At 51.4% G+C, this 26,665-nt stretch carries 10 protein-coding genes and 9 pseudogenes; 7 read left to right on the forward strand and 12 right to left on the reverse strand.

All coding sequences use genetic code 11. The annotated features are described in order from the left end of the window. Positions 1-14 precede the first annotated feature (14 nt). Positions 15-539 carry a carboxymuconolactone decarboxylase family protein gene (locus tag EAE_RS09140; RefSeq protein WP_150377928.1) on the forward strand — a complete coding sequence of 175 codons (525 nt, stop codon included), beginning with the start codon at positions 15-17 and terminating at the stop codon, positions 537-539. A 149-nt stretch (positions 540-688) separates the two neighbouring features. On the opposite strand, the pseudogene EAE_RS09145 reads toward EAE_RS09140, so the two are convergent. Further along, positions 689-1,705 (reverse strand): annotated as a pseudogene (locus EAE_RS09145) (IS30 family transposase); the annotation flags it as partial. Then, a pseudogene (locus EAE_RS09150) lies at positions 1,699-2,262 on the reverse strand (IS110 family RNA-guided transposase); the annotation flags it as partial. The pseudogenes EAE_RS09150 and EAE_RS09145, both read right to left, overlap by 7 nt. A 425-nt stretch (positions 2,263-2,687) precedes the next feature. On the opposite strand from EAE_RS09150, the gene EAE_RS09155 reads away from it, so the two are divergent. Both EAE_RS09155 and EAE_RS09160 read left to right on the forward strand, forming a co-directional pair. Continuing rightward, entirely contained in the window at positions 2,688-3,974 is a 1,287-nt protein-coding gene (locus tag EAE_RS09155) for a carbohydrate porin (protein WP_015704121.1), read from the forward strand. A gap of 163 nt (positions 3,975-4,137) precedes the next feature. Beyond that, entirely contained in the window at positions 4,138-4,749 is a 612-nt protein-coding gene (locus tag EAE_RS09160) for a hypothetical protein (RefSeq protein WP_015704122.1), read from the forward strand. Between the two features lie 664 nt (positions 4,750-5,413). Here the strand turns inward: EAE_RS09160 and EAE_RS09165 are convergent. After that, positions 5,414-5,533, reverse strand: a pseudogene (locus tag EAE_RS09165) (IS21 family transposase); the annotation flags it as partial. Between the two features lie 377 nt (positions 5,534-5,910). On the opposite strand from EAE_RS09165, the gene EAE_RS09170 reads away from it, so the two are divergent. Then, on the forward strand, positions 5,911-6,933 hold the full coding sequence (locus EAE_RS09170; RefSeq protein WP_015704124.1) for an iron-containing redox enzyme family protein: 1,023 nt from the start codon (positions 5,911-5,913) through the stop codon (positions 6,931-6,933). 56 nt (positions 6,934-6,989) lie between these two features. Continuing rightward, positions 6,990-7,901: a DMT family transporter gene (locus EAE_RS09175; RefSeq protein ID WP_015704125.1), complete on the forward strand. Its 912-nt coding sequence runs from the start codon at positions 6,990-6,992 to the stop codon at positions 7,899-7,901. A gap of 712 nt (positions 7,902-8,613) precedes the next feature. Here the strand turns inward: EAE_RS09175 and EAE_RS25480 are convergent. Together EAE_RS25480 and EAE_RS09180 are read right to left on the reverse strand one after the other, a co-directional pair. Continuing rightward, positions 8,614-8,790: pseudogene (locus tag EAE_RS25480) on the reverse strand (DUF6862 domain-containing protein); the annotation flags it as partial. Between the two features lie 345 nt (positions 8,791-9,135). After that, a complete protein-coding gene (locus tag EAE_RS09180) occupies positions 9,136-9,345 on the reverse strand; it encodes a hypothetical protein (RefSeq protein ID WP_150377927.1) in 210 nt (69 codons plus the stop codon). Between the two features lie 802 nt (positions 9,346-10,147). Between EAE_RS09180 and EAE_RS09185 the strand changes: the two genes are divergently transcribed. After that, complete coding sequence (locus tag EAE_RS09185; RefSeq protein WP_223848516.1) at positions 10,148-10,303, forward strand: SymE family type I addiction module toxin; 156 nt, start codon at positions 10,148-10,150, stop codon at positions 10,301-10,303. Positions 10,304-10,574: 271 nt separating this feature from the next. Here EAE_RS09185 and EAE_RS09190 read toward each other — a convergent pair. Next, positions 10,575-13,340 (reverse strand): annotated as a pseudogene (locus EAE_RS09190) (hemagglutinin repeat-containing protein); the annotation flags it as partial. Positions 13,341-13,408: 68 nt separating this feature from the next. On the opposite strand from EAE_RS09190, the pseudogene EAE_RS09195 reads away from it, so the two are divergent. Then, positions 13,409-13,633 (forward strand): annotated as a pseudogene (locus EAE_RS09195) (SymE family type I addiction module toxin); the annotation flags it as partial. Between the two features lie 60 nt (positions 13,634-13,693). Here the strand turns inward: EAE_RS09195 and EAE_RS09200 are convergent. The 6 genes and pseudogenes from EAE_RS09200 to EAE_RS09220 form a co-directional block, all read right to left on the reverse strand. Next, positions 13,694-14,068, reverse strand: coding sequence for a CDI toxin immunity protein (locus EAE_RS09200; RefSeq protein ID WP_015704129.1), 375 nt, complete (start codon positions 14,066-14,068; stop codon positions 13,694-13,696). Positions 14,069-14,073: 5 nt separating this feature from the next. Next, positions 14,074-14,829, reverse strand: a pseudogene (locus EAE_RS09205) (hypothetical protein); the annotation flags it as partial. Positions 14,830-14,877: 48 nt separating this feature from the next. Further along, complete coding sequence (locus EAE_RS09210) at positions 14,878-15,150, reverse strand: hypothetical protein (protein ID WP_015704131.1); 273 nt, start codon at positions 15,148-15,150, stop codon at positions 14,878-14,880. A gap of 739 nt (positions 15,151-15,889) precedes the next feature. Then, positions 15,890-19,321 (reverse strand): annotated as a pseudogene (locus tag EAE_RS25535) (hemagglutinin repeat-containing protein); the annotation flags it as partial. 1,140 nt (positions 19,322-20,461) lie between these two features. Beyond that, positions 20,462-24,970, reverse strand: a pseudogene (locus EAE_RS25545) (two-partner secretion domain-containing protein); the annotation flags it as partial. Between the two features lie 12 nt (positions 24,971-24,982). After that, on the reverse strand, positions 24,983-26,644 hold the full coding sequence (locus tag EAE_RS09220) for a ShlB/FhaC/HecB family hemolysin secretion/activation protein (RefSeq protein WP_015704133.1): 1,662 nt from the start codon (positions 26,642-26,644) through the stop codon (positions 24,983-24,985). Between the last annotated feature and the right edge of the window lie 21 nt (positions 26,645-26,665).

Consider the following 26,665-nt stretch of genomic DNA (forward strand, 5'->3'; position numbering starts at 1 on the left):
TAAGAGAGTTCAATATGCCACGTATTACTATTCCTGAATTAGACAACCTGACTGATTCTCAAAAAGAACAATATGCACGTTTTCCTGCAAATCTGACCCTGGGACTGCTGGCAACTTCTTGCTCTGCTCAAGGTTATCTTTCTTTGGGCGCCTCATTTCCTGCTGGTAAGTTAAATAACAAAGACAGAGAAATGATTATAATGCGAGTCGGCTGTTTGAGTCGCAGCCCTTATGAAAGGATGCAACATTATCCTTTGGCATTGAAATCAGGATGGACGGAAGAAGAAATTTCTCTGATTGAGGCAGGAGCATTAATGGCAGAGAGAGAGGCTACAATTCTTAAATTCGTAGAGGAGTGTGTGGCTAAGGTGAAAGTTTCTGATAAGATTTTCAATAAAATTCGCGAATTTTATGATGACACACAAATCGCGGAATTAACGCTGATTATTGGTCACTATATGATGACAGCGCGATTCCTTGAAACCTTAGAGATACCGCTTGATTCAGCGGCTACTTCATGGGATGCAATGTCTGTTTAAATATCAATCCCTATTTATTTAGAATACACTATATTTTTTATTGACAAAGGCTCCTTCTGGAGCCTTTGTCAATCCGACTACTGATTATCCATGCGATGTTTCCGCACCGAGCATATTGATAGCAGTAATGTCCGCTCCTGGCTGTGAGTTCAACTGATGGACGCAACACACTTATTGAACCGTTCTGCGGGTGATTCATAGTCTAGCGTTTTTCTCGGCCTTTCGTTGAGCTGTCTGGCAACACTGTTAAGTCTCTGCTGGCTGTGAACCGATAAGTCAGTTCCTTTTGGAAAATATTGTCTGAGCAATCTGTTCGTATTTTCATTTGAGCCACGTTGCCAGGGAGATTGAGGATCACAAAAATAAATCTGAATGTTTGTCGCTACAGTAAATCGAGTGTGGCTGGTCATTTCAGCGCCACGATCCCAAGTTAATGTTTTATAAAGCTCAGCAGGTAATTCCCGGGCTTGTCTGATGAGTGCAGATATAACCGTTATGGTCTTGTTGTCTCTGATCTTCGCCAGCATAACAAAATGGGAATGACGTTCTACGTGGGTGATGATATAGGAATTTTTCGAGCCCTGAATCAAGTCACCTTCCCAGTGACCTGGAATGGCTCTGTCAGCCGCCTCTGGTGGCCTTTCGCTGATAGGTATCGTGTTCGGGATTGACCCTAATCCTTTCCCTTTAAGTGATGACGTTCTGGATCTACGCACTGCTCTCCCGCTTCTGAGGCATTGCTGCAGCTCTTTTTTTAATGCTCCACGGGTTTGTATAAAAAGTGTTTTATAAATCGTTTCGTGTGACACATGCATTTCCTGATTAGCCGGATAACAGCGTTTCAGCCAACCGGCGATCTGTTCCGGCGACCAGTCCTGATGCATCTTCTCTGCAATGATTTTACACAATGCGGGGCTTTCAATTAGCTTGCAGGGTTTTGGTCTCAGCGCATTTTCCCACGCAGTAGCATCGGCTTTTGCTGCACGGTATTGTTTTGCACCACCGTGCCTCCTGACCTCGCGGCTAATCGTTGAGGGCGCTCTTGATAATTTGGCGGCGATGCCCCTGATACTGAGTTTTGCTACCAGCCCTCTGGATATCTCCTCTCTTTCATCAAGCGAAAGCGCTAATCGGTGCCGTTTTCGCACGGGAGGACGGTATCTTCCCGCAGCGAAGACAACAGTCGACGAAGAGTGAATGTCAGGCTGTTTGAGGCATCTTCAATCAGCTCCGGTAGCTGTTGCTGGAGACTCAGGATCCCGACAGGAATAGTGAAACCATATTCAGCGAGCAGAGAACGAAGCTGGTTGGCCAGCGCCGTTCTCTGCTCAACCATTAGTTGGCGTGTGTTCCGAAGCGCCTTGATATCCTGCTGTTCTGTGGTTTTTACAGAAACAAAGTGAATACCCGGGCGAAATGCTGTCTCGCAAATTGCCAACGCATCATTGGCATCATTTTTCTGGCTACGGACAAAAGCTTTTATGTGTTGTGCGGGGATGAGTCTGACGCAATAGCCCATAGATGCGAAGGTTCGCCCCCAAAAATGCGAAGTGGCGCAGGCTTCCATAGCAACAAGAGTTCCAGGTTCAAACTGTCGGATAGTATCCAGCAATTTAGAATGAGAGATTTTTTTGTTCCATGCGACGGAGCCATCGACCATCCAGACGCAGACCTGAAAAACTGATTTGGCGATATCAATACCAACAACTCTGATCGTGCTCATGTGATTTACTCCCGTAGCAAACGCAGACAGTAAAAGTATGGCACTGGCTGCTTCAGGAAAGGGCGTCCATCACATCACTACACATAACGTATTTCTCCGATCATACCGGTGTCAGTGTAAATCATAATAATTACTACACGTGCGTTATTATAAAGTATCGCTTCAGGGTACCTGACAATAATATCCCATTAATAATAAATCTTACATTTATTATTATTTTGTAAAAAAGCATCAATGCAGAACATATCAATTCTGTGAATCTCATCAGAATCTGTAATGCATTTATTTTTTAAAGGCACAGAATTATAAAAAAAATATATCACCGGAATTACACTCGGATTTCACTTAAATTCAACAGTCAGAACATAATTATGAAAGTGATTAAATCAGTGGCGAAACACTCAATAAAAGGATTCCTGCCCGGGATGTTATTTCTTGCTCTTCAGCCATATGCGGCTCAGGCTGCAGATGCCTTCAGTACTGGCTCCCCATGGATGCTGGGCGGCTGGGGAGGAGTACGTTCAGACTTACAGCAGAACGGCGTCAGTTTCCAGGCTGGCTATACCATGGAATCAGCATCCAATCTGGCTGGCGGATATCACACCTCCACCACCGCACGTTACAGCGATCAGTGGGCGTTCGGGGTTAACCTCGATCTGGAAAAACTGCTGAACTGGCAGGATGCGGAATTCCAGATGACCATCACGGACCGTAACGGGCAAAACCTGTCAGATCAAATTGCCGATCCCCGCACCGGCATGCTGTCATCCGTTCAGGAAGTCTATGGTCGTGGGCAGACCTGGCGGCTGACGCAGTTCTGGCTGAGAAAAGGACTTTTTGGCGATGTGCTCGATCTGAAAGCCGGCCGCGTCACCGTCGGCGAAGATTTTGATAACTTTGACAGCAAGTTCCAGAATCTGGCATTCGGCAGCGGGCAGGCAGGCAACTGGCGCGGCGATCACTGGTACAACTGGCCGGTCTCCCAGTGGGGCGGACGTGTACGTCTGAATATTACGCCGGAAGTGTTTATGCAGGTGGGCTTCTATAATCAGAATCCTTATAACTACGATCGCGGGGATGGTTTCCGCCTCGAATTCAGCCCGACAGAAGGGAACCTGGTTCCGGTAGAGCTGGGCTGGCAGCCGAAACTGGGCAGTGATAAATTGCCGGGTAATTACCGACTTGGTTATTACTACTCTTCCGTCAACGATAATGTGTATGGCTCATGGCATAACGGTGGCTTTAATGATACCGCTCATGCCTACGGCGGTTATATCCTGGCACAGCAACAACTGAGCGCTCAGGGTGGCAGTACCGATCGCGGAATTACATTAACCCTTCAGGCGGTGATGAACGATCACAAAACCTCAAAAACAGATAATTATCAGTCTATCGCCGTCACCTGGAAAGGCCCGTTTGACGCCAGACCACAGGATGAAATCGGTGTGGGTGCCGCACGTATTCATGTTAACTCTGCCTATACCCGCATGCTACGCCAGGAAAATGCTTTCAACGGCGAGACAGACTACAACAGTCCGACTTATCTGCCCGTCCAGGAAGGAGCAGAATATAACTATGAACTTTATTACAATGTGCAGGCGACTGACTGGCTACAGATCCGCCCGAATCTGCAGTATGTTTCCGCGCCGGGCGCAGTAAGTGAAGTGGATGATGCTTTCATTGGTGGCATCAGCGCGAACATCGTCTTCTGATGTGCAGCGCTCTGCTACAGAAAACAACGGCCACTCGGTCGTTGTTTTATTCGACTGAAACAGGTAAACAGGAGAATCCGGCAGTACATACCGGTGCAGGTATCCCCACGCCAGCTACGGATGCCCGGGTAACGAATAGGAGCCCTGATGGCGTGAATATCAGATGAGCAGACTGGAAAAAATACACCTCGTGGTACAGATAGCCGCGCAGATCACCACGATAGCTGCTGCTATTGCGGTGGGTGCATGGGCTTTTTATTCCACGTTTTATGTGAAAAAAGAACAGCTCGTCACGGAATACACCCTGAAGGAGTTAGCTCAGAAGACGATCCGTGAGCCTCATATCCAGGCCAGAATCGATGCCACCATTCAGCCACTCGATCCAGACGGCAGTCTGCTGCAGGTGAAAGTCACGCTTTCCAATCCCGGCAGTCTGGAAGGTAAGGTTCTGCTGGATGATGCCGCATTGACGCTGGTTCCGGTCAGTTTTTCTGAAGGTTCTCCCATTTACCAGTCGCCCGTCAGCCTGATGTCCGGTCGCTACGCAGGCCCGCTGCAGCGCCTGGTTCTGCCCTTCGTGAATATCGGAGCTGGCGAAAATTACGAGTTGATGTTCATCTATCGTATCAACACCCCGGGAACGTATCTGATCCGTTTCCTGGCGCTGAATGATACCGGCCGTCAGGAGAAACAACATTTCGAATCCGGGCAGGTTCCGTACCGGTACTCCGTTGGAGCAGATCAGTATGTCGTTATCCGACAGAAAGGACGATAACCCCCTCCACTGATAAGTTTTATATAATCCCTCCAGTCAGCCATTCCAGAATAAAAAAGCCAGCCACTGGAGAGGGCTGGCGAATCAATACATCATCGTTATTGGTTATGTTGTGACTTATGGATGCAGGCAAGCTTACCAAGTATAGCCTGTAAATAGCCCTATTTCACTGCAGTTACTGACATAAAACAGGACCAGTGATGCACACCAGACCACGAAAGTGATAACCGGTCTCCTGGGATTTAAACGAGTGGGATGAAACCTAACCGGTGATTACCATCCGGGGGTAAGCATCACATATGGACATTGTTGACGTTTACGCTGATATCTGTCAGCCAGAACCACAATAAAATCTGATCGCCTGCTTTTAGCGAGGAACAGGCATAACAACCTATTATATTCGGTTTATTTGGGATCTTATCATGCCCGGCGGGTGGCCGAATTTCCGCGAAAATGCACGAGAAAATGCGACAGAACTTCCTAAACCCACTATAGCGGCGACAGATTTTACACTATATACCCCCCGATGTACGAGCACGGTAAATCAAATGGAGTGACCACGATCCGGTAGACAGTTTCTGTCCTCACGACGAGGCCAGTATCGTGTCGCCCAACAGGCTCCAGCGACAGTTCGATCAGGATGCTCCGGATGAGCGTTAGGCCCCCAACGATCACTGGGGCGGGTCTGGATAGTTTCATGCTTCCGTTGATTGGCCACATCGTACCGCCAGCGCAGGCCGTATCGGTTTGCGGTTTCAACATCGACGGTGATCGTGGCGTCCCGTTTCTGAATGACCTGCTCCATGGGAGCTTATCCATCATCACCCTAAATTCCGCACAGGCAGCCTTCAGGGCGTCGATTTGGTCCTGAGACAGTGAAGTGGACTGTGGTACCGTGCCGCCACCAGCGCCCGTATTCAGCACCTGGTTAATCTCGGTCATGGCTGCCACATCGAGGTCACAGATGAGTAGGCCTCAGCGTGTAAATGACCTTCACTAACTGGCATTTGCGATATTGAGTGTGATACTACAAATGCCTACTACTGCCCTGTCAGGAGCTTTTATTGGTAAAAAATATGGTTTATTAATGTGACCGGGATCACTTAACCACTTTGGATATAACCTCACTATGATTGTGGTCTATCAATGAGGTAAATTTGAATGTTTAATCTTCTAAGAATCGAACCCGCTTTTACGGATGATGAATATGGTTTTACCCAATCTTTGCTTGCTTATATTAACGGAGACAGCAATTTCATCACTGAGAAGGAAAAACTCGGTGTAATACTTGAACATGCATACGATCGCCACTCTGCGAGCGATCAGAAAATTGTTCAACATGCTCTTTTTCTTATTTATCAAAGCGTACTTGCTCACCCATTATCAACGCCAGCTGCCAGACAATATGATCCAGCTATTCTTGAAATTAAAAATGCCATTGAACAAAAATGGCTTGAGAGTGAATTTTCTGGTCTGGTTATCCCTCCAGAAGTTGATTCCGTAAAACATTACGGCGATTATTTAAAATCAGTCTGGCAAACGCATAATGCATCTCATCATCAGGTTTTTGAATTTCTTGAAAAAGATGCCACAACGAAACAACTCTATTACTTCTTTAAAAGCGACAGCGCATTAAATTTGATTTTTTTTGACCTCGTTGCCTATACATTGATTGGTTCTCAACCTGAAACCAGGGGAACTATCAGTGAAAACCTCTGGGATGAAATCGGCCATGGGGATAATGTATTTACGCATGTCAATCTATATAAAGATGTTCTTGCCCGACAGGATATTACATTGCCGGGAAACCACTATATAGATATGTATGGCGTTGAAGCATTAGCAGGCCACAACGCATTCATGATTGGCTCCGTCAACCGCAAACATTACTACAAATTGCTGGGTGTCATGGCTATGACGGAAGTACTTGATCCTCCGCAATACGAAAAACTGGTGAAAGGGTGTATCCGTCTTGGACTGGTTGACAGGGATGTAAAATATTATACCGAGCACATCACTATTGATATTAAACATGGTGATGACTGGCTTTATAATGTTATCGATGTGATTGCGAATAAATATCCAGAAACACGCAAAGAATTTTATATTGGCAGTTTACTCAGGTTGCGCACAGCAGAACGCTATTACGATCAACTGATGAATAACCTGGATTCGATAGTCTGAAGAGACTGCTCCCGGTTCATACTTGTCGGGACAGTTTTTGTAAAAGGAGGTGATACTTGGCGTATTTACTACTGGCACTTGCTGCCATTTTCTGGGGAGGGAATTATGTCGTCGGACATATTCTGGTTCAGTATGTTGATCCTTACGGACTTAGCCTGATACGTTGGGCTGGAACGACACTACTGATGCTCGCGTTTTACTGGAAGATCTTTTCTCGTGATTTTTCCACACTAAGACAAAACATTGGCATCAATACACTACTTTCATTCCTAGGTCAGGTTAGTTTTCCCTTAAGTCTTTATATAGGATTACAGTACACCACCTCACTCAACGCTGCTATTTATATTTCTGGCACTCCCTGTATGGTGCTTTTAATCAATTACTTTATTTTCCATGAACGGATTTCAGCCCGGAATGTTGCTGGTGTAATTGCCAGTACGGTTGGTGTTATCTACCTTGCATTTTCCAGCGCCAGTGGTAACGGCAGTATGAAAGCTTTTGGCTGGGGGGATGTATTGACGATTATATCCGCCCTTAGCTGGGCGTTTTACTGTGCTTTTTTGCGGCTAAAAAATACATCGGTGAAAAATACGTCTTTTGTAGCTTTCAGTTCACTGATTGGTACTATTATCCTGGTTCCCATGTTCTGTCTGCATGCTGCACTGTCGCCCAGTTATCATGGCATAATTTATACTGCCAGCCCTTCAGTGATTATCGGGATCCTTTACTTAATCATCTTTCCGTCGTGGTTATCCTATGTTTTCTGGAGTAAAGGGGTTTCATTGATTGGTACAACACGCAGCGAAATTTATACTCATCTGATACCGGTTTCCGGTGGTCTTATGGGGATCCTCTTTCTTGGCAATACGCTCAGGACATACCACATCATAACGCTGATACTGATCGTCTTCGGTATTATCTGTTGTTCTGGTAATAAAAGTGTAAGCGCAAGCCGCCAGCCCGATTGAGTATCGCTGCGCAACATTTAGGTCAGGCATAGTGAGTAAGGTTGAGTGAATGCAGAATGCAGCAGCTATGGCGGCTGCATCAATTTGTGTATTCTACACCCTGGAGTTTATTGGGTCTAAATATCGCATTTAGTATGCTTTGCTCCCACTTAACCAATTACAATTGTATTTATCATAAGGTAGATGGAGCATTGCCTGTTATAACGATGAAACCATAAATCCTTGTTCAGATGTTCTCCCTAATCCTATCGGTAGAGCGTAATTGACCGTCCCCCTTGAACGATACAGACCGTTCGTACAAACCGTTTCAATCACTTCGATTTGCTTATCGGGTGTTATTGCAGGAATGACTACGGAACCCCTTATAAGCGGATAATTGATAATCCTTCTCAAGCATTATGTTCTTCTAGCTGATTTGTACTAATGAGTCTCAGGCGCCCACGGTTGAGCCGCAGGAAATTGGATCGCTGACACACACAATTCCTTTGCCGTTCACCGTAAACCAGGGGCGCGTTGAAATGACCTGGCCGCCGTGCATGATGTGTGTGCGTACAGGTTTCCGTCAACAAGTACATCTATTCCGTTGATTTTTAGTAACGGTTCACCCTCTATCCGCGGGCGAGCGGGGAAGGCGCCGTGGCCGGTTCCAACACTGTTTTTGGTTGCTATGGCTGGCATAAGGCTCCTTTGATAACCACATACAGGTTCTTTAGATATTCAGCAGGTTAACTATCTGGCCGTACGAGTCAGCATACTGCTGGCTTATCTTCGAGTCATAAGGCCCTATTTTGTACTCACCTTTAGCGGCTATTACTTCCTGCCTTGCAACGGCACAGGCTGCACTTCCAGCATTTCCGTTGCCACAGACATCAATGACTTTCTTATCACTGACGCTCAGGAAGTTATTCTCAGCATTAAAAATGCACCTTACTCAGTTGGTGTCCAAACTTTGGGGTGTAATTCACTTAAGGTGGGATTACATTTATACTTTAGGGTCCGATGGTGGCCTTTCTCGATTTTTCCGCTCATCTATTTTTGCAAACACATAGGACGAATACTTGCACCAACACCTGCAATACAACTCATGACAAATGTTTTAACAATGTCATTGTGACTAACATCAAATCCTTTAGTGTGTAAATACGTAATGCTAAAGCGAAGAATAAGACCTAAAGCAAAAAAGACACAGTTCCATATATGGCTCCTAGTCTGAGCTGAGAGAGTGTTACTTTCTTCATTTTTTATCCCCTGCTTTGTTAATTGCATTTTGAGTTGCATCACCAGACACCTCCGATACAAAAGCACTACCAGTTTCAGCCCAAAATCCAGATGATGGGCCCAAAATAGGCCTTAAAATTGCTGGAGTATATATTCCGACTACACCACCAGTTACAGAACCAACAGCTGCACCACCTAATGATGCCGGATCGGCTCCGTCAGTCAAGAATGCCCCACCAGAATTGATAAATATATTCGTAGGGATATTGTACTCCGGAGCAAGATAACCAGTCGCTGTAAACGTCGCCGCACTAATGATCGCAGGAGCACTTTATATGGCTCCAGAAGTTGCTATAGCTAAAGGTATCTCTGGTGCATTGGTTAGCGGTGGTATTAATAGTGCATATCAATATGTAAATATGAAGCCGGGGGGATGAGTTTAGCTACATTACACCTTTGCTAGAACCGTCGACAATAACTTTCGTGATATTGGTGCTGTCTGGCATATCACCTTTTGCGATCTTATTCAGTCCAGCCTGTGTTTCTTCCGGGGGCAGATTATTGTCAGTTGCGTACTGATTCCCGCTGCATTAATAGCAATGGTATTGTCGATCCCTTTTCCGAAGCTTAACGAGTTATTCTCAACCTTTTTAATACCGCCATTTCGTTTACCTTCCTATATTTTATTGATTATCATAGAGTTAGTGCGATTTATCGCACTGCGTCAGGTGTATAGCGGATAAAAAACAAACACAATGGCGGGCGTTTTCACGCAGGTTAAGGGCTACCGGAAATAAAATTGCGTCAAAAATAAACGCCATCATGCCTGTATGATGGGATACAGAGAGGATAAAAGGAAGATACATCACTATTACATCAAAAATACCTCATTATTGCGTCACTATTACACCATCAGAACCTGAGTACATCAGTATTACATCACTTTTACGTCACGCTGATTAATAACAATAACGGTGAATGCTGGCTGATTTTAATCTGACAGCGTGAAGCGTTGGACAACGAGCTACGTGAGGCGTCAGCGGGTTTCAACGGGACACCCTTTAGTACACGCAGGGGGAGATAAAAACGTCTGGCTCGAAGAGGCGGGATTTTCGACCAGTCCCCCCGTTACCGTGATCGTTGAGCACGGGTTACTGGTCATACGGCTGGCACCCGAAAGATAACTGACTAACAAAAAATCCCGGCCCTGAGGCCGGGATTATTCAGCTGTGGTACAGATTAACGAACATCGAATATCCAGAAGACCAGACCGGCCGGAATACCCAAGAGGCTGATTTTTAGGATCGTAGCGATCTCTGTTTTTCCAAAAGGGAAGGATTTATCAAAATCCCAAACAGGCCATCCTTTGAGTAAATAAGAAAAAAACCACCTATCATTAATACAAAACACATTCCAATACATAGAAAAATTAACAATTTTATAGATTTTCTAGGTTTATTTAGATTCATTTTTACCTCCAGAAATAGCTTTGTTCAAACTATCCCCCACTACTCCAGAGGTAAAAGAGTCGATAGCATTAGCACTAATTGAAGGTACAGAACTTTGTGGCACTGGTTTGGTTATTGTCCAGACACCAGTCGGTACCCATTCATATTGTTTTGATATCGGATTAAATATTTTATCAGCCTGAACTTTTAGAACATTTCCCGCAGTATAACCAGCTGAAGCCCCAGCCTTACTCACTAACGCAGCCATAAATGGATCATCACCTTTAATTTCGGCCTGATAATAGCCACCTACTGCGTTCCATGTCATTACAGGGTCATAACCTTTACCAGCAGTAATCGCCCCGATCACACCAGAGCCAATTAAGTCTGACAAACTCACTTTTCCTGTTGTCCCATATTGAATACCAGCACTCAGCCCAGCACCAACCCCCACAGCAATAAGCTGCTCCTTAGTATTGTTAACAGTATTAGTAATAATGGCTTTACCTCCCATTATCGCCACTGGCCAGGAAGTCGGATCCATGACTACAGACAATATACGATCACCCTGCGTAATATTATCCTGCAAGAATTTAAGATCGACTCCATTAAGATAATTTACCAATGCTGCGGCACTTGGATCCTTCAGTTTTTCATCCAACCGGATTTGATGTGGATTAGCATCATTAGCAACATTAGTCGCACCCTGTATCAGTTCCTGCCAGCTAACACATCTAACACCACCTCCTGTACAGGCTTCCTGAAGCTCTTTACTTTTTTTGTTGCTGATATCGATATATTTCTCGACAACCTTATTACAATCTCCGCCCGACTTCTTACAATCTTGCATTTCTTTATCAAGCTGCCGGGCTTCTTTTGAACTCAGGAAGTTATTCTCAACCGCGTTCTTACCAGACTGTGCACCCGTTGTTGCGCTCTGCGAGTCCCCCCCGACTATATTGCCCGCAAATCCCGAGGCGATGGTCGCCAGATTACTGACGAGCTGTTTATCGCTTTCACTCAGGTCGCTGGCCTGCCTGCCCGGATACATCGTTTCCAGAATGGCTTTCGCAACCAGTTCACCTGTCGCGGCTCCGGCTGCTCCTGCCGCCGCATTCCCTCCCTGTAGTGCCGCGACCGCACCACCCAATATCGCGTGGGCTATGGTTTTCGCCGCAATATCATCATCCTTAAGACCAGCCTGATGTCCGATAATATTTGCCAGCTCCGGCGCCGATGCCCCCGCCAGCGCTCCGGCGATGTTCCCGCCCGCCAGTCCCTGCAGCGCCGCCGTGGCTGCCTGGATACCCCGCTGCAGGTCACTGCCGGTACCATAATCCTGCATCGCCGTACGACCCGCCTGCTCCGCAATCTGTTCTGCCGTCGGACTGCTGTTTCCCTCTGCTTTCAGCTTCGCTTCCACCGCCGTCAGGGCTGCCGGGTCTTTCATCGCCTTCTGTTTTGCTATCTCTCCCTGCGTGCGCGCAATATCTGCCGCCTGGCTGCCAGTCTCACCTATCAGCTGCACTTCCTGCAGGCGCCGCTGCTCCTTCTCCTTGTCAAATATCGGCCCGATACTGCCGTTGGCATGCTCCGTGTCGCGACTCAGGTCAGCCACATCCTGCTTCTGATTATCCTTGTCGCGAATGGTGATGATGCCGTCAGCCACAGCGGCCTGAGTCGAGCCTTCCGCATGCCCGCTGTTGCCACCCCCCGCCAGCAGGGCGCTGGCCATGTTACCGGCGAACTGCGAGCCGATGCTGCCGCCGGTGCTGATACCGCCGCCCTGATGCTGCGTTTTATAATCCGCCTGGTTGTGGATATCACTGAAACCCAGCGTGCCGGTATCGAGGCTGTTTTTATCTGCGCTACCTGTGGAAGCAATCACCCCGCCATTCAGCTGGGTGTGGTTGCCCACCGTCACATCAAAACCGCCCTGACCGGCAAACAACCCGCTCTGCTCCTGCACCGAATCGTAGTCGCTGTTCATCTTATCGCGGCTGACATTCAGGCTGCCCGAGAACGATCCGGCGCCGAAGGTGTAACCCAGGCCACCACTGACGCTGTTCTGCGTGCTGTCGTAGTGGTCGCTGTCCTGCAGGCTGGTTATCGTCAGGTCACGGCCGACATCTGCCGTCACCTGATGGCCGCTGACCTGCGCGCCGGCCAGCGTGGTATCTCGCCCACTGGCGATGGTGACCTGATGACCGGCATCCACCGTCGTTTCATTCTGCCAGGTGCCGTTACCTTTCTCATGCCCTTTGCTGCTGTTGGCATTTGCCGAGATGCTGATACCGGCGCCGCCGGAGCCCACCCCCACGCCGACGCCAATACTGCCGCCGCTGCTTTTGTTACTACCGCTGGTAAGCTGTGTATCCTGCGCCGCAATGAGGTTCACATCCCTGAGCGCCTCCAGCGAAACATCCTTACCGGCTTTAAGCTTGCTGCCCGTGACCGTGATATCGCCGCCTGTTGCCGCAACGGCGAGATTATTGCCGGCATTCAGGGTACTGCCGGAGGTGGTTACCTGCTCTGAATGTGAGGTAGATTTTGACGACTGCGTCCCCAGAGACGCACTGATACCAATAGTGTTGTTATTGTCCTTATCGCTGCCGCCTCTGGCCTCATCCAGTGCGACGGCCTGTCCTGCCTGGACGCCGGAAAGCGCAGCTTTCGTTCCCTGAAGCGCACTCAGGCGGCCGTCACTGCTTTGCTTCGCATTTTGCGCGGCGGAAACCGCATTGTTTACCGCACTGCCTGCCGCCCCGGATACTCATATGATCACCTCATCAGTTATGTCAGTTATAACCTCTGAGCGTGTCTAAAACCATTGAACCACTACAGGCGGGATTTACCGACGGGATACCGATAAAGATACGGATGATGCCGGACTGCATCATCATCACCGCCCAGAACACCCGCGAACTGTACGGCTGCGCCGAGGGGCTGAGCGTGGTCTCCGTCAACCGGCCGAAGATGAAACAGTGGCTTAAGACCTTCCCCGGCGCGCTGAACGACACCGGCGATCTGCCGGTGATCAAGCGCGGGAACGGGCATTTTGGGTAGGGTAACAACCGATAAAACGATCCCGGACAGATCACTTCTGGCCGGGATCTTAAAATGCTGCTAACTCTTCATACCTAAACGGATTATTTCAGTTGGAAACAAAGGCTGTAATATTAATTCATTGTTAAAAACAAATAACTTCGGCGATAAAGCTGTAACGTCATAAATATTCTCAGCAATCAAAATCAGCTTAGTTCTAAAAATAGGAATGCTAATATCATCTACAAAAACGAACACATCGTCATTTTTGTTATGATTATCTGATATAAGAGCGTTGATATCCTCATAATCCGAATACTTAAGATCTGCCCATAATATATTTCCATTAGCAAATGGAAATTGATGCAAAATATTAATAGCCTCTTTCTCGCGCTGACCTTCAAGCACATCAAAATCAGCGCTAAGGGCTTCTTTACACTCATCAAATAAAGTCATTTACTCTACCTATTCAACTGTTTCAATATGGTTTCAAACGATTTTTCATTACCTTCAAATGGTATGACTTGCTTGACTGCTTTTCCCGGCCCTTTTCCTTGAGAGTAATCCCATATATTAATGTGCGTTCCCTTTTCAGGATCATAATCAACACGCCAGCCAACTTTACCATCACTAGATTGACGTCCAATTACTTTTCCATTCCCTGCACTTACTTCTAACCGCCCAATTACAGGTTTAGAGTCTGCCCCTAAATTACCAACAATACCCAATGCCTTATTTCGTGCACTTTCCCAACTTTTCTCAGATTTAAGTATCGTTTCAATTCGATTTGCTGCGGCGGGTACTTTCTTACCCGGCAAGATAATACCTGCCAGCATTCCCCCCGTGGCTTCCAGCGCCGTCTGATTTACTCCGGCCGCCTGTTTAACCGTATCCGCAACCGCTGACCAGGTTTCACTCTGCATCAGCGCCTTAACGCTATCAGCCACGGCCTGATTCTTCCCGGACAGGTCGCTCAGCGCTTTATTACAGTAGCTGTCGCCGACCGCACACGAGGCCAGCGCCATCGCCGCATCAGCAGCATAATCCGCTGAACCTAATGCCGCATCGCCCGTATTCGCAAGGGCATTGATAATACCGTTGGCGATAGAAGAAGTTGTACCTTCACCCAGTTTATCCCTGACCTCATTTTTCAGGGATTCAGCGGCCTGTTTTACTGTTGCACGAGCCTGATCGCCCGCCAACGAGTTATTCTCAACAATAATTCCAGTCTGCTGACTGAAATCGTTATTGACTTATTTATCCGCTTATTTTTTGTTTTTGTGCTCTTGTAACTTGGCTTTTGTCCAAATACCTACTCCTGCCAACGCACCCGCAGAAACACCTACTTTCAAGGAATAAAAAGCATCCTTTGCCCAATCGAAAAATAAAACGTTAGTTTTAAAGAACACTATCAATCTGCCAAGAAAACAGCCCATCATTGCCATAAAAAAAATGCATACCATACAACGTACTATTAGCACTACGAGGTTGTTCACATTGACACTTTTATTGTTTTTTAGTGGTTTCATCAGCTTCATCTAGCGTTCCTTTTGTAACATTACCAACAGCCTCGCTAGTAATTGAGCCCCCAATATTGCTAATAATATCGGATGTGCCTTCTTTGACAGTAGACCCCATAGACCCTGATATGACCTTTCCGACACCGCCACCAAAAACTGAACCTAGTCCAGTTCCAATAACAGAGTTTGTCGGATCTTCCCCCTTAATACTGCTACCAATTGCCGCACCGCCCATATTGATAGGTGTTGAGATGATAACACCTTTTCCTGTTGTCGCTGCAGCTGTCACCCCAGCCATTATTGCATCCACATAACTGAAAGGATCTTTTCCTGCAAGCTGAGCAGCTGAGTTAACTCCAACACCAATTGCTGCGTTAGCTACCATACCTTTCACAGTAAGCCCCAGCACACTGCTTCCGAACATTAGCGGCGCATCACCAATGCTGGCATTCGACTTATGATAGCCCCAGGTGTTCATGATTCTCTGAGCTTTAGACATGGCTTCAGAGTCAGGGTTACGTTTCATGTAATCCTGGCCAGAGAGCAGCCCGGTAACCAGCTGTTGTGCTACCGCGGGGCCGTAGGTTTTTTCCATTTCAGAAGCATAAATACGAAGATACCCGGCCAGTTCAGCCCGCTCAGTACTGCTCATCTGTGAAGGGTCTTTAGTAAATTTAGAAACCAGTGCATCACTGCGTTTGTCAGCATTTTCCAGCTTAATAAGCTCATTGGCTGTAGCTAATGACTTATCACCGTTCTTAATTTTCTCAATGGCTTTGTCGAGTTTGTCTGAAGATGTCGCACCAAGGAAATTATTCTCAACCGCATTCTTACCGGCACCGGCACCCGTCGCGGCCCCAGCTGTATTCCCTGTAGCGATCCCTCCAGCCATACCCGCAGATATGCTCGCCAGCGCACTGACTGTCTGCTTCTGTTCTTCAGAAAGTTTATCTACATTAGGGTAGAGCATATTGGCGATAGCGCGTGCCGCCAGCTCTCCGCCCCCTGCACCAATCGCACCCGCTGCCGCACTATTTCCCTGAAGCGCAGCAACCGCGCCACCAAGGATCGCGTGTGTTATGGCATTGACCGCAGGGTTATCTTCTGTCGATTTCAGCAGATGCGCCAGCTCCGGTGCTGAAGCCCCCGCCAGTGCACCCGCTAAATTACCGCCCGCGAGCCCCTGAAGCGCTGCAGTTGCTGCCTGGATGTCGCGCTGAATGTCGCTGCCGGTGCCATACTTTTCCTGTTCCTTTTTGTATTCCGGCGTATCACGCAGTTTTGCCAGATATGCCTGCCGCTGTTCTTCCGTCGCATCCGCAGGAACAGGCCCGTATTTATCCTGCGCAGCCTTCAGCGCATTCAGCTCCCCCTGCGTCCGCGCGATATCCGCCATCTGACCGCCGATATCGCTGATCATCCCGATTTCCTTCAGACGGTTCTGCTCCTTCTCCTTGTCGAAGATCGGGCTGATGCTGTCGTTGGCATGTTTGGTGTCGCGGCTCAGGTTCGCCACATCCTGCTTCTGATTATCCTTGTCGCGAATGGTGATGGTGGCGTCAGCCACAGCGGCCTGAGTCGTGCCTTCGGCATGCCCACTGTTGCCCGCCGCCGCAATCATCCCACCCGGCATATTGCCCTTGAACTGGTCGCCGAAGCTGCCCGCGCCGCTGATGCTGATACCCGAATGCTGGGTTTTGAAGTCCGCTTCGTTGTGCAGGTCGCTGAAGCCCAGCGTACCGGTATCGAGGCTGTTTTTGTCCGCCGTGGCCGTGGAGGCAATCACTGCGCCATCCAGTTGGGTATGGTTGTCCGCGGTGATATCAAAGCCGCCATCACCGGCGAACATCCCGGTTTGTTCGGCAACAGAGTCAAAGCGGCTCTTCATCTTGTCCTGGGAGGCAGAGATATAGCCGGAGCCCGTCATGCTGCCGAAGGTGAAGCTGCCGCCCGCCGCCACGCTGCTCTGCTTGCTGTCGTATTTGTTGCTGTCCTGCTGGCTGCTCATCAGCAGGTCGTGCCCCACATTGGCGACAATTTTATTGCCGCTAACCTGTGCCCCATTGAGCACGGTGTCATTCCCGCTCTTAATGGTGACGGTCTTGCCGCTGTCGATGGTGGTTTCAGTCCAGTCGGTACCGTTACCTTTATCTTTGCCATTGGCTGCGTTGACATTGGCAAACACGCTGATACCGGCGCCTTTACCTGCACCAATACTTACGCCGACACCGCCGCCGCTGCTGCTGTTCTTGCCGCTGGACTGTTGAGTGTTAGCAGCCCCACTGAGAATGACGTCATGCCTGGCGTCCAGCAGCGTGTCGCCGCCCGCTTTCACCTGGCTTCCGGCAATAACGATATCGCCGCTGTTCGGGCCCTTGCCTTTTCCATTCGCGGTAATGGAGAGATTGTTGCCTGCATTCAGCGTGCTGCCCGTTATCGTATCGCTCTCAGCGTGCTGCTGCGATTTGGATTTCTGCGTGGTCAGCGAGAGGCTGACGCCCATCGCGTTCGGGTCGGCCGTCAGGTCAGCCGCCTGTCCGGCCTGCACACCGGAGAGCACAGTTTTAGTGGCCTGAAGCGCTTTGAGCCGTCCGTCACTTTCCTCTTTGGTATCCTGTGCCGCCGTAACCGCATTATTAATCGCGCTGCCGACAGTGCCCGAAAGCGCCAGCGTCAGCCCACTTTTCTTCTGCTCGAAGGTTTCATCGCGGGTACGTTTGTCGTGGCCCGGGTCGATGATGACGCTGCTGCCGCTGAGACTCATGTCCTTACCGGCAATCAGGTCTGCGCCGCCGATGTGCGCCTGGTTTCCGGCAGCGATAACCACGTTACCGCCCGTAGATCCGACGGTGCTGAAGCTCTGGCTTTGCGTGGTGCCCGCCTCGCGTAAATCGTGGGTAGTCTTGCTACTGCCGATACTGATCCCGATACCCCCGGTACCCATCAGGCCGGATTTTTTCTCTTCCTTAAAGCGCCAGGAGGTATCCGTGTTGGTCGCGGCCACGATATCGACGTTATTACCTGCGTCGAGCGCCACGCTGTTATCGCCCACTACGGAGGAGCCTTTCACCAGCAGGTTGTTGCCCGCCTGCACGGTGACGCTGTCGCCGGAAAGCAAGGTACCTGCTTCACGGGTCGCACTGTCTTCCTCGATGGTGTGAGTCGTTTTCTTGCTAAGAAACCCTTTTTTGGTCTTTGTCTCTTCCCTGTAGTGGTAATCACTTTCCGTCGCCGTGGTCAGGTTCACATCGCGGCCTGCCGCCACGCCGATATCCCCGCTGGCGGTCACCTGCGCCGCTTCGGCGTTGACGTCGCGTCCGGCGACGATGGTGGTGTTGCCGGAGCTGGCGATTTCGGTCCCCTGCTGGCGCACGGATTCATCGATAACGGTTTTCTTTTTCGAGTGTGAGCTGCTGCCGGTCACGGACTCTTCCGCCAGCAGATTAACGTCGCGCCCGGCCTGGATCCCGACATTCCCTTCCGCCGCGATGCCTGCCGCCTGGCTGGTCACGTCCCGTCCGGCAACCAGCGTTACGTTGTCGCCCGCTGAAATCGTTGTTCTGTCGGCGCTGCCCTGATGACTTTCACTGCCGCCCGTGCGGCTGGTCTGCCCGCTGTCAGCCGCGTTCAGGTTCAGATCATTTTCCGCCACCAGCTGCGCGGTTTTACCCGCATTGATAGCGCTCGCCGTCACGTTCAGATCGTTGCCCGCCTGCATTACCGCGTTACCGCCCGCCGTAATGCTGCTACCCTGATTTGAGGTGGAGGATGTACTGGTGTTTTTCTGGCCCCAAACACCTGATCGGCTGCTGCTGTCGGTTATCTGGTTAGCGGCGATATTGATGCTATTGCCGGCATCCATGGCGAGGTCACCGCCCGCGTTTACTTTCGCGCCGGTGATATTGATGTCGTTCGCCGCTGCCATATAAAGACCATCGCTGGCGCTGATGGAGGCGGTTTGTCCGACATCGGTGCCACTTATGTGGACGCTTTCGCGACGGCTGTCACCGCCCACGCTCCACAGCTGCGTACGGGTGATGTTGTTGATGCTGCCATCGGTGCTTTCCAGCTGTACCGTCTTACCGCTGATGACGGAGCCGATATTGTTAATATCGGCCAGCGCGCTCAGGTCCAGCCCGCCGCCAGCCCGGATGAGACCCGCGTTGAGGTTGTTAATGCTGTTGCTGCTGTCGATGGTAAGGCCATTCTGCGCCAGCAGAGCACTGCCGCTGTTGGTAACGTTACCGCCCGCTAACTGCACGTTATTGCCGCTAATCACGCTACCGCTCTGCACCGTCACATCTTTTGGCGACAGATAGACTTTTGGCACCATCACCGTCTGTCCGTTAATCGTGGCGGTTTCATACCAGAGAATACTGTGGTCGAGCGCCGCCACCTGTTCGGCGGTCAACGCCACGCCAAACGTCAGACCGAGCGAGCGTTGCGCGCTGGCGGCGTTGTCCATCAGGTAACGCATCTGGTCGAGGTCTGACCCCAGCCCATTGATGTAGCGCTGCCCGGTCTGGTTCAGTACATAGTTTGACGCATAGCGGGTATCAAACGCCGCGTCGCCAAGGAAGCGGTAATCCTTGTCCGGATTCAGGTTGAGGCGACCAAGCATGTACGAAGAACCGAGGAACTGACTGATATCGGTATACTGGCTACCCGTCTCACGTGGGGCCATGCCCGGGTTCATGCCGAGCAGGTTGTACAGGTCGCCAAACAACGACGGATCGAGCTGACCCAGACCGTCGAGTTTTGGGTTAACGGTGATGAGATACGGACTGTCCGGATCGGTCGACGGCACAAAGTAGCCATTATTACCGGGAGGCAGTGGGTAGTTGCCATCCATACCGCCGGGGGCGAGATTTGTGCCTCCGCCAATGGACTGGCCGGCCTCCGGGCTCTGCCAGTCCGGCGTGGTGATGGTAAGCGTACCAGCCTCATCCAGCGACTGCTGACCGACACTGCCACCGATGTTCTGCATCGATGGCGTATTCAGATCCGGTGCGCTGATGGTGTTGCTGATTTCACCGCCGTGGGCGGTGGTGTCGGTATTACTGATATTACTGGTGAAATGCGCACTGACATTACCACCCGCCTGAATAACCGCCCGGTACTGCTGGTTGTCAGAGGTGTAGTCGGTCCAGCTGTCCGCCAGGTTATAGGCAATACCCGAATCCTTATCCTTCTTCATCGCCTTCAGCCACCCCTCTACCGTCTGCCCCGTCGGAAACGGGTCATACTTCGTGGTGCAACGTGGTTTGCAACTCCAGACAAACTTTTCCCAGGTGGACCACTTGCCGGCTTCCGCCGATGTGTTGTTGAGTGTCTGGCCGGAGAGACTGATATCGCCGTTTGCCAGCAGGTAGCTGGATTCATTTGTCAGCGTCCTGGCATTCACCGTCAGGTTGCCCCCGGAGGCAATGCGGGCCGCACCGCCGTTCGCGGTAACAGTAGTTTCGCGCTGGTTGACCAGTACCGTTTTTTCATCCGAGGTGAAGGTCGGTACCAGCCAGTAATAGGTCGTGCAGTGTCCGCTGTTCCCGCCATTACATAGGGAATCAGAGGCGATCCCCAGGTTCTCTTTCCCCATAGAGGCAAAGGAGACGTTCAGCTGCGACTGGTCAGTCGGCATAAACTCCTGGTATGTGGTGTCCACCTTCAGTCCGTCGCGGGTATTCAGCAGATCAGCCGTGTTAATAGTGATATCCCCGTTAACGGTTTCGATGCTACCGGAGCTATTAATCACTTCGGCATTCGCCGCGCCGCTGGCGTCTTTCTGCATCACCAGGTTATTGCCTGTCAGCATATCGCCATGCAGGTTCTGGATGCTGTTGGCGTAAAGGGCGAGATTATTACCCGCATACAGCAGGGCAGTGTTGACGATCGAACCTGTCGCGTTCAGGAGCAGATTGCCCGCCGTGCCGGTAAAACCGTCGAGGATGATACTGCCCCGGCTGGTCAGACTGACGTCCCCACCCGCCTGCAGAGTGCCGCTGGCGTTCATGGCAATCTGGCTGCCGGAAAGCGAAGTGGTACCACCGCCTGCCGTAAGCTGGCCGTTATTCGTCAGCTTACCCGCCGCGTCCAGGGTAATGCCGTCACCCTGCAGGGTGGCATTGTTGGTGATATCCCCCCGGGTACTGACAGAAAGCTGTTTGTTCGAGGCCACAATCCCCTGTGACGTCCAGCTGTTGACCAGCTTCAGCGTCAGGTTACCGAGCGCCACAATCTGGCCCGCGCCGCTGAGGGAGACCGTTTCGGCCAGCAGGTCACCGCCGCTGAACAGTTTGCCATTCTCATTATTGATGGTGCTGGCGTTGATGCTCAGCCCCTGATTACCCAGCAGCGTGCCGCCGTTGTTGACGAACTGCGCGTTTACGTTCAGCTGTGCGGCCTGGAAGGTACCGCTGTTGGTCAAACTGTTACCTGTGAGCGTCGTCTGGTTCGCCGCCAGCACGGTGCCGCTGCTGGCAAACTTCGCCACGTTCAGCACCAGGTTCGTGGCCTGTAGCAAGCCGCTGCCGCTGTAGTCCGGCGTGGTGAATACCAGGCCACCGCCGGAGAGAATTTTGCCGTCGTTGCGGGCCTGCGTTGCCACGCTGAGCGTGGTTTTACCGTTGCCCTGAATCGTGCCGTCATTGGTGAGCGATGGCGCAGTGATGCTGAGCGCATCCTGGCTGAGGATAACGCCGTTCGTCTGGTTGGTGAGTGCGTTCAGCAGAGTGAGCGTCAGAGCGCTATCGCCCTGAATGCGACCGCTGTTGATCAGTGTGCTGGCGCTGAGTTGGGTATCAGCCCCCTGAAGCTGCCCGCTGTTGCTGATGTTACCGGCTTTCAGCGCCAGCTTACCGCCAGTCAGCAGTTTGCCCTGCTGCTGCAGGCCGCTATGCAGCGTGACGCTCAGGCCGTTAACACCGCTGATTTCACCGTCGTTGCTGAGCGAATCCCCTTCCACCTCCAGCGTTTTCGCACTGATTAATCCCTGGTTGCTCAGCGCTTTGCCGGTCAGGCGGGCATCGCCCAGGGCGGTGATTTTGCTGCCGGTGGCGGCGATAACGTCGCCGCTCAGGGTCAGGGCTAAATCCAGCGCACTCTGAATCGCACCGCTGTTGGTCAGGCTGCTGCCGTCCAGGGCGATGTTCTGCCCCTGAAGCCGACCGCGGTTGGTCACGTCTCCTGCGTTCAGCGTCAGCGATTTCTGGCTCAGCAGGTCTCCGCTGTTGGTAAGCCGACCGGTGCTGTTCAAGGTCAGGCCATTCAGGCCGATAACCGCCCCTCTGTTGTCGATGCTGTTCTGCCGCAGCGAAAGCGTATTGCCCTGAAGCGAGCCATCGCTGGTAAAGGTTGTTCCGGCGAGCGACAATTCGCCTGATGAGAGGATGCTGCCGTGGTTAGTCAGCACGGGCACGTTCAGCCCGAAATCACCCTGGCTCATCAGGTCGCCATTGTTGAGCAGAGAGGCGCCCAGCGTAGCGTTAAGATTGCCGGTTGCCAGCAGGGAGCCGTTGTTGGTCCAGCTGGCCGCCTGAGCGGTGAGGTTCTGCCCCTGCGTGGTCCCGGCGGTATTCAGCGTTTTACCGCTGAGAAAGAGGTCGCCCGCCGTCAGCCAGCGCCCGTTGCTCCCCTGCGAGAGCGTATCACCGGCAAGCATCAGCGCCCCGGTTCCCTGCAACAGGCCGTCGCCGTTCAGCGTGGTCGCTTTAACGTTCAACGTGTCAGCAATGATTTTGCCCGGATTGCTGAGAGAGTCCGTGCTTAGCGTTAAACCCTTGTCGCTGATGATAAGTCCACTGTTGTGGATGTCCGGAATATCCAGCGTCAGTTTTGCGGCACTGTAGAGGGTGCTGTTCTGCTGGTTGTCCAGTTTTTGTGTGTTAATCAGCAATGCACTGGCACCCTGGAGCAACCCGCTGTTGGTCAGAGTTTGCGACTGCGTGTTCAGGGTGGAAGCCACAAGCACGCCGCGGTTGGTCAGTTCTGGCGCGCTGAGGCTGAGCGATGCCGCACTGCTTTTGCCACTGTGGGTGAGTTTTTCACGAGCGTTCACTGTCATGTTTTTTAGTGCCGCCTGCGTACCCGCAAGCGCCGCTTCCCGCGCGCTGAGGCTGAGATTATTGCCGCTCTGAAGCTGTGCGCTCGCCGCAGTCGTGAGCCTGTCGCCCTGAAGCTGAAGATCGCCACCCGCGCTGGTTTCCCCGTCCAGCGTCACTGTTCTGGTATTCAGCGTCATGGCGGCGTCGCTGTGCGTCACCGAATTTTTGCCGGAGGTCAGGGTCTGCACATTGATCGTCAGCCCTTTACCGCCGGACAGCACGCCGTTCTGCGCGACATCCTGCGCCTTCAGCACCAGAACATCGTCGCTCACCAGCGAGCCTGTATTGGTCAGCTTCCCGCTGGCGGTGATGTCCGCTTTGCCCTTCGCGCCGCTGCTGCCGCTTTGGGTAAAATTGTGAGTATTGACGGTCAGATCGCTACCGCTCAGCAGCGAACCGGCGTTGCGGAGCGTAGAGCTGCCCACGCTCAGGGAAGCGCCCTGAACAAAGCCGCGGTTATTCAGCGTGCCGGCATTCAGCTGAGCACGGTTATGTGCCAGCAGCCTGCCGTCCTGCGTCAGGGTGTTACTGCTTACCGTCAGGTTTTGCCCGGCTATCATCTGCCCTTGCGTTTTCAGTGTATCGCTGGCTTTAGCCTCGATATGGCGGGCGGCGTTAATCTGGCTGGCGGCATCCTGGCTGATGTTTTTCGCGGTAAGCGTTGCATCACGTCCGGCGGTCAGCTTTTCGCTGGTGTGCGAAATCGCACCATTGGCGGTCAGTACCAGGTCGCCGTCGCTGTTCAGCGTGCCGTTGCTCAGGATAATGTCGCCCTGGCTGTTCAGCGACATACTGTTGCTGGATTTGTGGTCGCCCGTCAGGGCGAGGCTTCCACCCTTAGCGGACAGTGCCCCGCTGGTAAGGCTGTTATGGACGGTAAGTTTGCCACTGGCATCGAGGGTGATATCACCCTGGCGGGCATTGAGGTCGCCGAGATTTACCCCAACGCCTTTCTCGGTGGACATCAGATGAATCCGGTTGGCATACATCCCACCCAACGCCCCGGTATCGACAGCCACCACCGGCGCATTTCCTTCCCCGGCTATCGGCGTGACGGCCCCGTTGTGATCCACGTGGTTAGCCCCGGCAATGACCTTAAGATCTTTTGCGTGAATGGCGGCGTTGACTTCCGTAGCACGAGCAATAATCGACAGCGCATCACCGCCGCTGGCATCAATCCCTTGCCCCTCAATCGTAATACTGCCCTTTTTGACATCCAGCGCCTGTAGGTTTCCGTTTGCATCAAATACCGGTTTGCCGGTGGTCAGCGTGGTCTGCGGGGTGTTGATAAAGCCGCAGCCGTTACAGGTAATGCCATACGGGTTAGCAACCATCACGTTCGCCGCTTTCCCGGCCACTTCGGTATAACCATTGAGCTGTGAGCGGTTGCCGCCGGTCACCTCATTAATAATGCCTTTCGCTTCCTGCCCGACCCTCAGGTTAGGATTGTTCTGGATAAGTCCGCCGAGTTGGGTCTGATTCAGCTTACCCGTGGCGTTATTGAGAATAAGCCCTTCTTTCCCGACGTTGTAGTCCTTAAACTGGTTATGCGAAATCCCGGCCCCGTTCGGGGTAGTGATGTTCACCACCGGTACGCCGTTGGCAGCCTTGTCCATTGTCGCGCCCCCCTGCGGGGCGATGGCCGCACCGATCGCGGGCAGCAGTGGCTGCCAGACCAGCAACGCGCTAACCAGGTAACTCAGCAGACGCGATGAGAAACGAACAGAGGGCTGAGACATGACAATAATCCTTTAAAACGCAACGGCAACACGATAGTAGATATTGAGATGATCGGGACCAAGCCAGTCCGGATACGCCAACGGAATACCTGCTGTAAGTGAGGTGGTCAGCCAACGATTCGCCGTGGAGAGACCCGCAGCCGTTCCCCACAGTGTCCCGGAGGCATACGGATCGAGCCGATCAGCGTGCAGCCAGCCACCGTCAAGCGCAGCAAGGGCGCTAACCTGACCGATCCCGGGCAAGGTAAAGAGGAGGTAATTGAGTTCGTTACGCCAGTACCCGCCGTTGTCGCCTGAAATATACTGCTCTTTAAAACCGCGCACGGAACTCTCACCCCCCAGCGTCAGTCGTTCGCTGCCGTACAGGCGGTCCGGTGACCACTGCCCGTAAAAACTGCTCAACCACCACAGATTTTCAGCCACCGGTCGCTGGAAACTGGCGCTAAGGCTCCACTTGCGGAACTGCGCTTTTGGCAGGTCTCCGTTTTTAGTCCCGTCACGCTCGGCGCCAAACCAAGGCATTCCACGGGAAAGTGTTGGGTTAAGGGTGGCAACACCACCGGCTATTTTTTGCGTGTGGTTAATGCCGAACAGCAATACGCTCAGTTTGCGGCTGCTGCTCTTCAGCAACACATCATCAAGGTAGTTATGGTTAATGCGGTAACTGAGTCCGGCGGAAACGCCCGTTTTGATATCGCCATTGCGAAAAAGGACATGAGAGACGTTAACGCGGTGCGTCTCCGTATCGCCACTGGAACGCCAGAGCCAGCCATGGTTATCAATGGTGCTGAGATAGTTATTCCAGCTATAGCTGTAATCAAATAGCGTGTAGCCGTACGGTACGCTGACGCCTGCCGCAAAATTCTGCGCGTCTTTTGAATCTGAAAATGCGCTACTGCGTCCGCCGCTGACAAACCAGCGGTCTGCCAGCCCAAGCAGATTATTTCCCGTTAGTCCGGCATTAATTTGCCCGGTCCCCGTACTTTTCTGACCGCTGTTATCAAAGCTCACGGAAGCTGAAAGCGGGAATTCCGGCGTAGCCGTCAGTTGTACAATCGACCAGCCCTGCTTATCTCCGGGCAAAATTTCTATCTGTACCGGCGTGGCGCGGGTTCGATTAATCTGCTCCATCCCTTGCTCAATATCACGCAGGTTCAGAATATTGCCTTCCAGCCCGGAAAAGGTCATTTTCAGCTCATGGCCTGACGCGCCCTCCAGGGTGATTTTCTGCAGACGACCTTCAAGTACGGCCAGATGGAGAGCGCCATGGCGCAAATCCTGTTCAACCAGAAACGCACGGCTGGTAATATACCCGCGGCTGATATACCAGTCCGAGACCGCATCGGTAAGTTGTTGGATACGGCTCATATCCAGGCACTGACCTTGCCAGGACGCGAATAACGATTGTTGCTGGCGCAGATTAATCAGCGTTGAACCATCAAGAACAACCCGGTTAATGATAAAACAGGGGCCTTTTGTTGCATCTGAAGCGGAGGGTAACGTTGTTCGCGGAACCGGAACCGCCCGCTCCAGAGATTCGCGCTGCTGTTGGTTCTGACGCAGTAACTGTTGCTGTTGTTGTTCAATGCTATCGCGATCTGCCGGGGATAAAAAAACAGCATGGGCGGTCTGGCTGAATGCCAGCAACATGATTGCCGGGTACAGGGGCTTCATCCGTGTTCTCGTGATTATTAA

This window comes from Klebsiella aerogenes KCTC 2190 (assembly GCF_000215745.1).
Lineage (GTDB): Bacteria > Pseudomonadota > Gammaproteobacteria > Enterobacterales > Enterobacteriaceae > Klebsiella > Klebsiella aerogenes.

Excerpts from the sequence above, each read along its gene's own strand:
- EAE_RS09160 (WP_015704122.1), top strand. The coding sequence starts at position 4,138 with ATGAGCAGACTGGAAAAAATACACCTCGTGGTACAGATAGCCGCGCAG.
- EAE_RS09220 (WP_015704133.1), bottom strand. The coding sequence starts at position 26,644 with ATGAAGCCCCTGTACCCGGCAATCATGTTGCTGGCATTCAGCCAGACC.
- EAE_RS09155 (WP_015704121.1), top strand. The coding sequence starts at position 2,688 with ATGTTATTTCTTGCTCTTCAGCCATATGCGGCTCAGGCTGCAGATGCC.
- EAE_RS09140 (WP_150377928.1), top strand. The coding sequence starts at position 15 with ATGCCACGTATTACTATTCCTGAATTAGACAACCTGACTGATTCTCAA.
- EAE_RS09170 (WP_015704124.1), top strand. The coding sequence starts at position 5,911 with ATGTTTAATCTTCTAAGAATCGAACCCGCTTTTACGGATGATGAATAT.
- EAE_RS09200 (WP_015704129.1), bottom strand. The coding sequence starts at position 14,068 with ATGACTTTATTTGATGAGTGTAAAGAAGCCCTTAGCGCTGATTTTGAT.
- EAE_RS09210 (WP_015704131.1), bottom strand. The coding sequence starts at position 15,150 with ATGAAGCTGATGAAACCACTAAAAAACAATAAAAGTGTCAATGTGAAC.